This is a genomic window from Pseudoalteromonas shioyasakiensis (assembly GCF_001550135.1).
In the GTDB taxonomy this organism is placed as follows: domain Bacteria; phylum Pseudomonadota; class Gammaproteobacteria; order Enterobacterales; family Alteromonadaceae; genus Pseudoalteromonas; species Pseudoalteromonas shioyasakiensis.
This window is the reverse complement of sequence record NZ_LRUE01000005.1, coordinates 56,217-68,570: the sequence shown is the minus strand read 5'-3', so window position 1 is coordinate 68,570 and position 12,354 is coordinate 56,217. Positions and strand designations below refer to the sequence as shown.

At 41.2% G+C, this 12,354-nt stretch carries 13 protein-coding genes; 4 read left to right on the top strand and 9 right to left on the bottom strand.

From position 1 onward, the window contains the following. The first annotated feature begins 174 nt into the window (after nucleotides 1–174). Both PASHI_RS02190 and PASHI_RS02185 read left to right on the top strand, forming a co-directional pair. A complete protein-coding gene (locus PASHI_RS02190) occupies nucleotides 175–468 on the top strand; it encodes a hypothetical protein (RefSeq protein WP_156426445.1) in 294 nt (97 codons plus the stop codon). Nucleotides 469–502: 34 nt separating this feature from the next. Further along, entirely contained in the window at nucleotides 503–1,420 is a 918-nt protein-coding gene (locus PASHI_RS02185; RefSeq protein ID WP_062564435.1) for a hypothetical protein, read from the top strand. 69 nt (nucleotides 1,421–1,489) lie between these two features. Here PASHI_RS02185 and PASHI_RS02180 read toward each other — a convergent pair whose 3' ends face one another. Beyond that, nucleotides 1,490–1,912, bottom strand: coding sequence for a hypothetical protein (locus PASHI_RS02180; protein WP_055197207.1), 423 nt, complete (start codon nucleotides 1,910–1,912; stop codon nucleotides 1,490–1,492). Nucleotides 1,913–2,298: 386 nt separating this feature from the next. Between PASHI_RS02180 and PASHI_RS02175 the strand changes: the two genes are divergently transcribed. Continuing rightward, complete coding sequence (locus PASHI_RS02175) at nucleotides 2,299–2,751, top strand: hypothetical protein (RefSeq protein WP_062564434.1); 453 nt, start codon at nucleotides 2,299–2,301, stop codon at nucleotides 2,749–2,751. A gap of 99 nt (nucleotides 2,752–2,850) precedes the next feature. Next, nucleotides 2,851–3,198, top strand: a complete 348-nt coding sequence (locus tag PASHI_RS02170; RefSeq protein WP_054553794.1) for a hypothetical protein — start codon at nucleotides 2,851–2,853, stop codon at nucleotides 3,196–3,198. A 45-nt stretch (nucleotides 3,199–3,243) separates the two neighbouring features. On the opposite strand, the gene PASHI_RS02165 is transcribed toward PASHI_RS02170, so the two are convergent. The 8 genes from PASHI_RS02165 to PASHI_RS02130 all read right to left on the bottom strand — a co-directional run bounded on the left by PASHI_RS02165 (nucleotide 3,244) and on the right by PASHI_RS02130 (nucleotide 12,339). Beyond that, complete coding sequence (locus tag PASHI_RS02165; RefSeq protein ID WP_062564433.1) at nucleotides 3,244–4,122, bottom strand: LysR family transcriptional regulator; 879 nt, start codon at nucleotides 4,120–4,122, stop codon at nucleotides 3,244–3,246. Between the two features lie 387 nt (nucleotides 4,123–4,509). After that, nucleotides 4,510–5,166 (bottom strand): 3-oxoacid CoA-transferase subunit B, encoded by a 657-nt coding sequence (locus PASHI_RS02160; protein ID WP_062564432.1) that lies wholly within the window; start codon nucleotides 5,164–5,166, stop codon nucleotides 4,510–4,512. An 11-nt stretch (nucleotides 5,167–5,177) separates the two neighbouring features. Continuing rightward, on the bottom strand, nucleotides 5,178–5,876 hold the full coding sequence (locus PASHI_RS02155) for a CoA transferase subunit A (RefSeq protein ID WP_054553797.1): 699 nt from the start codon (nucleotides 5,874–5,876) through the stop codon (nucleotides 5,178–5,180). Nucleotides 5,877–5,887: 11 nt separating this feature from the next. Continuing rightward, nucleotides 5,888–6,793: a hydroxymethylglutaryl-CoA lyase gene (locus tag PASHI_RS02150; RefSeq protein WP_062564431.1), complete on the bottom strand. Its 906-nt coding sequence runs from the start codon at nucleotides 6,791–6,793 to the stop codon at nucleotides 5,888–5,890. Further along, complete coding sequence (locus tag PASHI_RS02145; RefSeq protein WP_062564430.1) at nucleotides 6,793–8,757, bottom strand: acetyl/propionyl/methylcrotonyl-CoA carboxylase subunit alpha; 1,965 nt, start codon at nucleotides 8,755–8,757, stop codon at nucleotides 6,793–6,795. Before PASHI_RS02145 ends, PASHI_RS02150 begins: the two co-directional genes overlap by 1 nt. An 8-nt stretch (nucleotides 8,758–8,765) precedes the next feature. Continuing rightward, a complete protein-coding gene (locus PASHI_RS02140) occupies nucleotides 8,766–9,536 on the bottom strand; it encodes an enoyl-CoA hydratase/isomerase family protein (RefSeq protein ID WP_062564429.1) in 771 nt (256 codons plus the stop codon). Between the two features lie 10 nt (nucleotides 9,537–9,546). Further along, the gene (locus tag PASHI_RS02135; protein WP_054561520.1) at nucleotides 9,547–11,154 is read right to left on the bottom strand and encodes a carboxyl transferase domain-containing protein; all 1,608 of its coding nucleotides are present in this window, start codon (nucleotides 11,152–11,154) and stop codon (nucleotides 9,547–9,549) included. Nucleotides 11,155–11,163: 9 nt separating this feature from the next. Next, nucleotides 11,164–12,339, bottom strand: a complete 1,176-nt coding sequence (locus PASHI_RS02130) for an isovaleryl-CoA dehydrogenase (RefSeq protein WP_062564428.1) — start codon at nucleotides 12,337–12,339, stop codon at nucleotides 11,164–11,166. Nucleotides 12,340–12,354 lie beyond the last annotated feature (15 nt).

The following is a 12,354-nucleotide window of genomic DNA, read 5'->3' as shown; positions in this document are numbered from 1 at the left end:
TAAAATATTCCTATAAGCTAAACAAACGATTAAATTAAAACTGATAGATGAAGAAATTTAATCTATAGAGTAATTACTCAGGGTTCAGGTTTTTACTGTGGTGTAGAGGAGGTGAAGTTGTTTTATTCCTGTATTGGAAAGTTAAATTAGCTTAGCTGAGTGCTTGATAAATTAATGCCGTCACTTATGCAGTTACTCGTAAAATCCCTGTTTACTGATGCTAATGGCAATAAATTCTTGGGTTACATTAATATCGGCTTAGCCGGGATTGAGTATACACAACCATGTATGTTTGTTGATGATGAACCTGTTGGCTTTTGGTTTGGCATATCAACACCCAATATAATTGATTTACCAAAACTAAACTTTCCAATTCAAGCTGCTTCAGAGCCTATCCATGGTCTGCCTTCTCAAATCGAGATTATTAACGGTTATATTTCCTCGAGTATTGAGATATCGTCACAATAGACTACTCACCTAACAAATACTTTTAACTATAATTATGCTAAAATTATCTAAATTTCTTTTACTCTCCAGTCTCATATCTGGAGTGCTTTCATTTAAGACGCTTGCTAACAAGCAGTCAGCTGATTTCGAAGTCATTAATCTCGCTGATGATTTTTATACTTTATATCAGTCAAGCAAGACGTTGACTGCAGAAAATAGAGCAGAGCAGTTTTCTCAACATTTCACCTCTCAATTTGCGCCTTTTTATAGTGATAAAAGCTTTGTTAAAGCTATTGAGGGTTTCAGTGGTGTAGAAGAAGTATATTTATCAAAAAATAGGCGTTTATCTAAAGATTTAAACAGCAGTATTGAATCATTTATTGCTACTTTCCCTGATTTCAAATCTGAAACCCCCATTTACATACTTCACTCATTAGGAAGGTTCAATGGGGCAACGCGAGAGTTAAATGGTAAATCTTACTTAATGTTTGGTGTAGACCTTATGGCCAAATATCATACCTGGAAAAACGATACGCCATTCTTTCATCACGAGTTATTTCATGTTTATCATGAAAAATTATTCCACTGTAAGGATGAGCTATGGTGCTCTATTTGGACTGAGGGATTAGCTACTTACGTTTCATATAAATTAACTCCGTCAGCCAGTGATGATGAATTGATGCTAAACATACCTAGCAATCTGGTGAAAAAGATTCGCTCAAGACAGCTCGATTCTCTCGTTGACCTCAAGAAAAAGTTTTATTCAAAAAAACCTGAAATATATTCTTCATTTTTCAACTTCGCAAAGGACGAGACAAAGCTGCCATACCGAAGAGGTTATTACCTAGGTTTTATTTTAGCTAAAGAAATTGGCAAAAATTACAGCTTAGAGCAATTGGCTAAAATGGATAAACAGACAGTAGAGAGCTTATTACTAAAAGAGCTTAATTTATTAATAAAAGCGGAAGACTAAAAAGCGAAACCCCTAAACGGCAAAACCCAGCCGAGGCTGGGTTTTGAGACAACACAATTCTTTGAGAACTTATAACGCTAAGTTCTTTTTCGCACGAGTTAAGTTGTGCTCAACTAACTCGTTACCTGAAATTTGTACTGCTTCGTAAAAGTCAGACAATGCCGCAGTGTCGTTTTCAGACATGATGCGTGCAACACCGCGGTTGCTTAACGTAAATGACGTTAGTTCGCGACGTTTGTAGCTAGGTACTTTACTCGTACTCAGTAAGCTGATTGCTTTTGAGCATAATGTTTCAGCTTCAGAGAATTTTTTCTCTTTAACACTCAAAGCACAGTCATTAAATGCTTGTTCGTATTGACGGTTTTCTGCAACATCAGCAGTGATAGATTGGTCAATTACCATCAATTTGTAGTCACTCTGATCAGCCACTGCCATAGCTGAACAAGTTAATAAAGAGCTAAGTGCAACGCGTTTCATAAGTGTACTAAACATAATCTTTTCCTCTATTTGAATCGGTATCAATCGCCGACAAATGAACTTTAATTGAACAGCGCAAATTCAACAAACGATAAAAAATGACCTAATAGATGAAGAAATTTAACCTATAGACTTTAGTCTAATGTAATGAGTTAGTCTTAAAGCCGTCAGCCGTCAGCCGTCAGCCGTCAGCCGTCAGCCGTCAGCCGTCAGCCGTCAGCCGTCTGATCTGACCCCGATAAAGTAGACACGGGGTTTAAATAGCTAAAGTTTACGATAAAGAAAAATATAGGGGCAGAGTATGCAAAACAAACAAATTGTTGTTAATTAGAAATAAAATCGGTACTTTATGATGGTATGTATAGTTGATGATTTAATTTATTTAGAATAAGCGTATAACCATGAAACTGATACTTGCGTTGTTACTTTTAGGGCCTGTTATTGCCAATGCAGCTGAAGATAAAGTTGCTGTTTATCTTAATTTTGAGCAGGCTTATTTGAGCAACGATGTATCTTTGTTTACGCCATTATTAAGTAAAAACTATACCATTAGACAAACATTGCATATTCCAGGCATAGGGTCAGATACTGTACCTGTTACTAAAGCTCAGTTACTTGAAGGCATGAAGCAAAATCCTAAGCCTAGTTCATTACCGCGCTCAAAAGCTGAATCAGTTAAAATAGAAACAATTTCAAAACAGCAATTCTGTGCAAGTTCACAAACTTTAGATCAAGTCGTAGTAGCAGGTAAAAACTACGAAGAGAAGGAACTGCGCAAAGCCTGCTTTAAACATGAAAATAACAGCTATGAAGCTATATCACATACCATTGATGTGTATTATCGAGAGCTTTGATAGAGATAGTTATAGATTCAGAAATTTCCGTGTATCAAATAAACGTACTAACTGATATTAATTACGGATAAACCCTATAAATGAGATAAGGAAATAAATATGAAGAAACAGTTAGGTTTAGTAGCTGGAGTATTTTTAGCATCAACAAGTTGCTTCGCAGCTGATAGCTTTCAAGTTGAAACATCTGTTTATAAAGCGAATGAGCTACTAGCATCGCCAGTAATGCTGGTGGAAGAAAAACAACCTGCGACCATCTCTATAGGTGAGGGGTTTAGTTATGAAGTTAAAGTTACACCACAACAAAATAATACGGCAGCTGTAGAAACATCAATCACACTCGCTGGCAGCTATTTCACACCTTCTTTTGTTGTGGAATATGGTAAACAGGCTTCTTTTGAAATTGGTGAAAACAAAGTGAGTATTTTAGTAACCAAGTCGAAAAGTTAAATTAGCAATAAAAGACCCTCAACAAAATTGAGGGTCCTTTATTTATTATTTTAGATGTTTAAAAGTATCAATCATCCATTTTATAAATAGCTCTAATTGTGCATTAGTTTCGCTAGGATCGTGTTGCACTAAGTAATATTTATCTTTTGTTTTTAATGGCATATCGGTGAAATTAAATAACCACTGCTCATCAAACCAAGTCTGACTGATAGGTAAGGGGATTAGGGCAATACCCATACCCTGTTGCGCGGCACGTGCCACACCAAACATACTATCAACCTGAATAATTTGTTTTGGTGCAAAGTCATCAATACCAGCATGCTCTGCCCATTGGTGCCAAGCCCAAGGACGCGCTTTATGAAGTATAAGAGGTACTTCATTTAATGCCTGAAACGGGTTTTCTTGCCATGCTTGCCAGTTTTCTTTATTGCAAGCTGGTGTATAAGATAGTGAAAATAGCTCATGTACAACGCCTTCGTGCGGTTTAGATGAAGACAATACAATCGACAAATCGCTTTGCTTAGTCAGCTCTTTACGCGTTTTTAAGGTATTAAGCTGTAAGTTTGTATTTGGGTGCTCACTGGTCCATTCGCTCAGTTTTGGCATTAAAAGCTCACTGGCAAAAAACTCAGGTAGCGTAATACTGATCGTTACGTTTTCTTGTAACTGACTAAACTCATTAATGGTTTTTTCTAGCGCTTTGATCAGCGGTGATACAGAGTCATAAAAATTCTTCCCCGCAGCAGTTAGGCGGATAGAGCGGGTTTGACGTTCAAATAGTTCAATACCCAATTGTTCTTCTAATTGTTTGATCTGATGGCTTACGGCAGACGGTGTAAGGTAAAGTTGGTTTGCAGCATCTTTAAAGCTAAGGGTGCGTGCAGCAAAACAAAATGAGCGTAGGCCACGAATAGGTGTTTGCATAGTTAATTTCAGTAAGTCTCAATAGCGCTTGTTAGTTAATTAACTGCTAAGCAATTATTATCCCAAAATGTAAAAAATAGAGAGTAAAGAATGAATATAGCTAACTCTTGCCATATTGTATAAAAAACAATCGTGAATCGCTCGTTTAATCTATGTTTAGGCAAATGTTTAGTAAAAAAGTGATCTTAGCAGTTTTAGCTATTTCGTCATAGTCTCAGTATTAGATACTGCCAATTCACTAAAGCAGGGCATTTTATACTATTTATGTGACAAAATGGTGCGGCAAAGGGCTGACTTTAGATAAAAAAAATCCCTCTTGCGAGGGATTTTGGGTAACTCAGCGCCATTGGCACTGGGAATGAGGTCGGTACATGGGATGTGAGTGGTTTAAAAAACCATCTCTGGAACATCACCTTCAACAAGCAATTTGCCTGCCGTTTTGCTAATAATTTCATCTACCGACACGCCTGGAGCGCGTTCGATTAGATGAAATGCGCCGTCTTTAACTTCTAGTACGGCTAAATCAGTTACGATTTTCTTTACACAGTTAACCCCAGTTAGCGGTAAAGTGCAACTTTCTAATAACTTAGAGTCGCCATGCTTGCTTGCATGAGTCATCGTAACAATAATATTCTTCGCGCCAGCAACGAGGTCCATCGCGCCACCCATGCCTTTAATTAGCTTTTTTGGGATCATCCACGATGCGATGTTACCGTTCTGGTCAACTTCAAATGCACCTAATACTGTTAAGTCTACATGACCACCCCGTATCATGGCAAAACTATCTGCACTATTAAATATTGCTGCACCTGTGGCTGCTGTCACGGTTTCTTTACCCGCGTTGATCATATCTGCATCAACTTGGTCTTTGGTTGGGTACGCACCCATACCTAATAAGCCATTTTCAGACTGCAGCATAACTTCAATACCTTCAGGTACATAGTTAGCAACCAGAGTAGGGATACCAATACCTAGGTTTACGTAATAGCCATCTTGTAGTTCTTGTGCAACACGCATTGCAACTTGTTCACGTGATAATGCCATTTTATTGCTCCTTAATCGCGAGTTGTTACACGTTCAATGCGTTTTTCAAAGTCGCCTTTGATCACGCGATTAACATAAATACCTGGAGTATGAATTTGGCTTGGCTCAAGTTCACCTGGCTCAACAATTTCTTCTACTTCAGCAACGGTAATTTTACCTGCTGTTGCGGCCATCGGGTTGAAGTTCATTGCTGTGTGGCGAAATACAAGGTTACCGTAGCGGTCAGCTTTCCATGCTTTAACAATGGCAAACTCACCCGTAATTGATTCTTCTAAGATATACGGGCGACCATCAAATTCTTTGACTTCTTTACCTTCGGCAACAGGAGTGCCGTAACCTGTAGCTGTATAAAACGCAGGAATACCCGCACCACCGGCGCGCATCTTCTCAGCGAGCGTCCCTTGTGGTGTTAAAACAACATCAATTTCGCCATCGAGTAGTTGTTTTTCGAAAAGCGCATTTTCACCTACATAAGAAGCGATGATTTTTTTAATTTGCTTATCATGAAGTAAAACACCTAAGCCAAAATCATCAACACCGCAGTTGTTCGAAACAACGGTTAGATTTTTAGTTTGTTTACGCTTAATTTCACTGATAAGTCCCTCAGGAATACCACACAAGCCAAAGCCACCAGCGATAATAGTATCGCCATCTTTTAAACCTTCCATTGCAGCTTCATAACTTGAAACCACTTTATCGAAACCGGCCATGAGCCTACTCCTTAATTATTCTGAGTGTTCTTTAGAGCAAGTGATACCTTGCTGACAGGTTGTTTATTTAGGGCACTGCAAATAGCCCAACCAGCTTTCGCCAGTCTTTCTAAATCAATTCCATGCTCTATGCCAAGCCCTTGTAGTAAGTAAACTACATCTTCAGTGGCAACATTTCCTGACGCGCCTTTGGCATAAGGGCAGCCACCAAGGCCTGCAACAGCACTGTCAACCGTTGCTATACCGCGTGTTAGGGCGGTGTAAATATTTGTGAGCGCTTGTCCGTAGGTGTCGTGAAAATGTACAGCGAGTTTTGATTTATCAATATGTTGTAAAAGTAAATCTAATAACTCATCGACTTTTTTCGCCGTACCCACACCAATGGTGTCGCCAAGGCTTATTTCATAACAACCAAGCTCTAATAATCGCTCTGATACTTTTAATACATCATTGTAGTCGACATCACCTTGATATGGACAACCCATGACGCAGCTAACATAACCTCTAACACGAATGTTATTCGCCTTGGCAAAATCCATGACATCTTTAAAGCGGTCAATACTTTCATCAATCGAGCAGTTAATGTTCTTTTGACAAAACGCTTCACTTGCTGCTGTAAAGATAGCAAATTCTTGTATGCCGACTTGTTTTGCAGCCTCTGCACCCCGTAAATTTGGGGTGAGGGCACTTAAGTTAACATTAGGCAAATTTAACGCGCTAATTACATCGCTTGAGTCAGCCATTTGTGGCACCCATTTAGGTGACACAAAGGCGCCTGCTTCTATATCTTTAAGCCCAGCACCTGCTAGTGCGTTGATAAGAGCGACTTTATCTTGAGTGCTAACGGCGGCTTCATTTTGCAAGCCGTCTCTGGCGCCAACTTCTACAATGCGAACAAAATCAGGAAACTGTGCCATTACGCCTCCGGCTCTTCTACAATCGCGAGCATATCACCGTGGCTCACCAATTCACCTTCAGCAAAGCAATAGCTCGTTAATACACCATCATGCGGGGCATTAAGGGTGTATTCCATTTTCATCGCTTCGATGATGACAACAGCGTCACCTTTAGCGACAGTACTACCTACCTCAACTAAATGCTTAACAACAGTACCATTGAGTGGTGCAGCGAGTGGTAGTGCATCACTTTCGTGTTCACTAATATAGTGTTTATCAATCAGTTCTAGCACCGTTTGCTGTGCTTTGTACATCACTGTGATGTGAGAGTCTGCTTGATTAATATGAGCCACAACTTTTTCGCCATTAACGACTAAGTTCGCAAGGCCATTTTCAACGCTACCCGAAGTTGTATAGTCAACTCCATCTAGGTTGATTTTAAAGCCTTCTGAGGTCTTAACAGCATGAACGTTTAAATCAACAAACGGAATTGCTGTTTTAGCGTCACTGTTTAGCATAAAGCCTGTTAATTGTTGCCATGGGATGCTGCTTTCACCTTTTAGTTGATATGCATACGCATAGGCTGCCACAACGGTTGCAATAACAGACTGTTGCTCGTTTTTAGCAACAAGGCGCTCACCTTGGTCTTCAATAAAGTGCGTATCGGGTGCACCTGCTTGAAAAGTAGCGTGGTTAGCAAGATTATGTAAGAAATTAACGTTACAGCTAAAACCTGCTAGGTGGAATTGCTCTAGTGCTTTTGATAAACGCCCAAGCGCTGCCTCACGGTTATCGTCATGAACAATTAATTTAGCTATCATAGGGTCGTAGAACGGGCTAATTTCATCACCCGCTGCAACCCCTGTATCTATACGTACAAATTCAGATTCGTTCGGTGTGAATAGGGCGTCAATGTGGCCAGAACACGGAATAAAGTCATTACTTGGATCTTCTGCATAAATACGCGCTTCAAAGCTGTGACCTTGTAGCTGAATATCTGCTTGGCCAAGTGGTAATGCTTCACCTGCCGCCATATTGATTTGCCAATTAACCAAATCAACACCGGTTACCATTTCTGTTACTGGGTGCTCTACTTGTAAACGGGTGTTCATTTCCATGAAGAAGAATTCATCACCGCATAATAAAAACTCAACAGTACCTGCACCGCGATAGTTAATCGCTTGGGCACAACGTACTGCTGCTTCACCCATTTCTTTACGAAGTTCATCAGATAAACCCGGAGCAGGGGCTTCTTCAATTACTTTTTGGTGACGACGCTGCAAAGAGCAGTCACGGTCGCCTAAGTACACGCAGTTACCATGGCTATCTGCAAAAACTTGTACTTCAACATGGCGAGGTTTAGTGACGTAGCGCTCTAACAGTACTAAATCGTTACCAAAGCCGGCTTTTGCTTCACGTTTTGCGCCTTCAAGAGCACTGATAAAATCTTTTGCGTGTTCAACAACTCGCATACCTTTACCACCGCCACCAAAGGCCGCTTTAATCAGTACCGGGTAACCAATTTTTTCAGCCTCAGCTTGTAAAAACTCAGTATCTTGGTTGTCACCATAGTAACCAGGCACTAAAGGTACATTTGCTTGGTGCATAATTTCTTTAGCGCGGGTTTTTGAGCCCATAGCTTCAATACTTGATGCAGGCGGGCCTATAAAGGCGATATCATTTTTCTCACACGCGAGGGCAAAGTCACAGTTCTCAGATAAAAAACCATAGCCAGGGTGAATACAATCAACACCAGCTTGTTTTGCCACATCGATGATTTTGTCTGCCACTAAGTACGAATCTTTACTTGGCGCAGGACCAATACGATACGCCTCATCAGCAAGCTTTACGTGCTGGGCATATTTATCAGCATCTGAATACACTGCAACCGTTGTTAAGCCCATTTGCTTTGCTGTACGCATAACTCGGCAGGCAATTTCACCACGGTTGGCAACGAGAATTTTTTTCAATGATTTTGTTGTCATAATGGTTCCTATTTCTGCCAGTTAGGGGCACGTTTTTCAAAAAATGCAGTTAGGCCTTCTTGGCCTTCTTCAGATACACGAATGCGTGCAATGCGCTCTGCGGTTAACTCAATCAGCGCATTATCTATTACGTTGCCAGCGACATCATTGATTAGCTGCTTCGCTGCTTTAACAGCAATAGGGCCATTGTTGACAAGGTTTTGTAAATGTTTGTCGAGCGCTGTTTGTAAATCGCCGGTGATCTGGTGAATTAAACCCAGTTGCTTAGCTGTATGCGCGTCAAAAATCTCTGCCGTTAAAAAATAACGACGTGCAGCGCGCTCACCAATAGCTTTAATGACATAAGGGCTGATAACTGCAGGAATAAGACCAAGCTTTACTTCACTTAAGCAAAACTGTGCATCGTCTTGGCAAATTGCGATATCACAACACGCAATCAAGCCTAACGCACCGCCAAATGCAGCACCTTGTACGGCACAAATTGTTGGATGTGGGCTTGTAGCAAGGACTTTCATAAGCTTTGCTAGCTGCATAGAGTCCGCTAAGTTTTCTGCAAAGTCATTGCCAGCCATCGACTTCATCCAGTTTAAATCAGCGCCAGCAGAGAAGTGCTTACCTTCGGTTTTTAAAACCAGTGCGCGCACATCACAGCTATTTGCATGTTCAATTAAACGGATCAGCTCACTGATGACTTCTTCGTTAAATGCATTGTGTTTTTCAGGGCGACTTAGTACCAGTACAGCCACATTTGATTTTGTTATTTCGAGTGTTACTGACATAAGGCCTCCATTACATTCTAAATACGCCGAACTGCGAATCGCGCTCTGGTGCATTTTTAGCTGCACTTAAGGCAAGCCCTAATACATTGCGGGTATCAGCAGGATCGATAATGCCATCATCCCAAAGGCGGGCACTGGCGTAATATGGATGACCTTGTTTTTCGTATTGCTCTATAATTGGCTTTTTAAACTCACTGACTTGCTCATCAGTCATGCTTTCGCCTTTACGGGCTAAACCATCTTGTTTAACTTGTGCAAGAACGCCTGCTGCTTGTTCACCACCCATTACAGAGATACGAGCATTTGGCCACATCCACATCATGGTAGGCTCAAACGCGCGGCCACACATACCGTAGTTACCTGCACCATACGAGCCACCAATTAACACGGTAAATTTTGGCACATCAGCACATGACACAGCGGTTACCATTTTCGCACCATGTTTGGCGATGCCTTCAGCTTCGTATTTTTTACCAACCATAAAGCCAGTAATGTTTTGTAAAAACACTAAAGGAATTTTGCGTTGTGCACATAGTTGTATAAAGTGCGCGCCTTTTTGCGCTGATTCACTAAATAAAATGCCGTTGTTGGCAACAATACCGACAGGGTGACCAAATATTTTTGCAAAGCCGGTTACTAGTGTTTCGCCAAAGTAGCGTTTAAATTCATCAAACGATGAATCATCAACAACACGGGCAATTACTTCGCGTACATCAAATGGCTTTTTAAGGTCGGTACCCACAATGCCGTAAATTTCGTTAATGTCGTAACGCGGCGGTTTAACATCATCAAGTAATGGTGCAGTAGGGCGCTGATAGTTAATTCGTTCAATACATTGGCGCGCAATCGAAAGCGCATGAGCATCGTTTTCAGCATAGTGATCGGCAACACCTGATGTTTTACAGTGAACATCAGCACCACCGAGCTCTTCAGCACTCACTTCTTCACCCGTAGCCGCTTTAACCAGTGGCGGGCCTGCTAAGAAAATTGTGCCTTGCTCTTTTACGATAATACTTTCATCAGCCATGGCTGGTACATAAGCACCACCTGCAGTACATAAACCCATTACGACTGCAATTTGTGGAATGCCTTTACCAGACATACGAGCCTGATTATAGAAAATACGGCCAAAGTGTAATTTATCTGGAAATACATCATCTTGTTCAGGCAGGTTTGCACCGCCTGAATCAACTAAATAAATACACGGTAAATGACAACGCTCTGCGATATCTTGAGCACGTAGATGTTTTTTTACCGTTAGTGGAAAGTATGTACCGCCTTTTACAGTTGCATCATTGGCGATGATCATACATTCAACGCCTTTAACACGACCAATACCAGCAACAACACCGGCACATGGAATAGCTTGTTCATACACGCCAAAGGCAGCAAATTGAGAAATCTCTAAAAATGGCGAGCCTTCATCAAGTAGCGTTTCAATACGGTCACGAACAAACAACTTACCGCGGCCTTGGTGGCGCTCAATCAGGGCTGGGCCACCACCTAAACGGATATCAGCGACTTTTTCACGTAAATCACTTACGAGCGCTGCCATGTTGTCGTGATTTTGCAAAAATTGCGGATCGTGTGGATTTACACTCGATTTTAAAATCGTCATAACAAGGTCCTATCGGCTTTCAGTGAATAATTCGCGACCAATTAGCATGCGGCGGATTTCTGAAGTACCTGCGCCAATTTCATATAGTTTTGCATCACGTAATAAACGCCCTGTCGCATATTCGTTGATATAACCATTACCACCTAAGATCTGAATAGCATCCAGGGCCATCTTAGTCGCCAGCTCTGCGGCATATAAAATAGCGCCAGCGGCATCTTTACGCGTTGTTTCGCCGCGATCACATGCACGAGCTACCGTGTAAACATAAGAACGAGCTGCATTCATTTGCGTGTACATGTCAGCAATTTTGCCTTGAATCAGTTGGAACTGACCAATTGGGCTATCAAATTGTTTACGCTCATGAATATAAGGAACCACAATATCCATACATGCTTGCATAATGCCAAGCGGGCCTGCAGCTAAAACAACACGCTCATAATCTAGGCCACTCATAAGTACTTTTACGCCTTCGTTTAAGTTACCTAGAATGTTTTCTGCTGGTACTTCGCAGTTCTCGAACACTAATTCACAGGTGTTAGAGCCACGCATACCAAGTTTGTCTAGCTTCTGCGCAGTAGAAAATCCTGGTGTGTTACGTTCAACGATGAAGGCTGTGATCCCTTTAGGGCCGGCATTTAAATCTGTTTTTGCATAGATAACAAAGGTATCGGCATCTGGACCATTCGTGATCCACATCTTGTTACCGTTAAGTACAAACACATCGCCTTTTTTCTCAGCTTTTAATTTCATTGATACAACGTCAGAACCCGCATTTGGCTCACTCATCGCAAGGGCACCAATGTGCTCACCGCTGATAAGCTTAGGTAAGTACTTTTCTTTTTGTGCTTGTGACCCATTACGGTTAATTTGGTTAACACATAAGTTTGAATGAGCACCATAACTTAAACCAATCGATGCACTTGCACGGCTAATTTCTTCCATTGCGATTACGTGCTCAAGGTAACCAAGGCCAGCACCGCCTAATTCTTCAGGCACTGTCATTCCTAATAAACCCATTTCGCCAAGCTGTGGCCAAAGTTGATTAGGGAAGGCATTGTCTACATCTGTTTGTTCTGCAAGTGGGGCAATTTCTTGGCTAGCAAAGCTATTAACGTGATCGCGGATCATGTCTGCTGTTTCGCCAAGTCCGAAGTTCATTTCTTTATAAAGTGAAATAGTGCTCATAATGTGTGTTCCTGT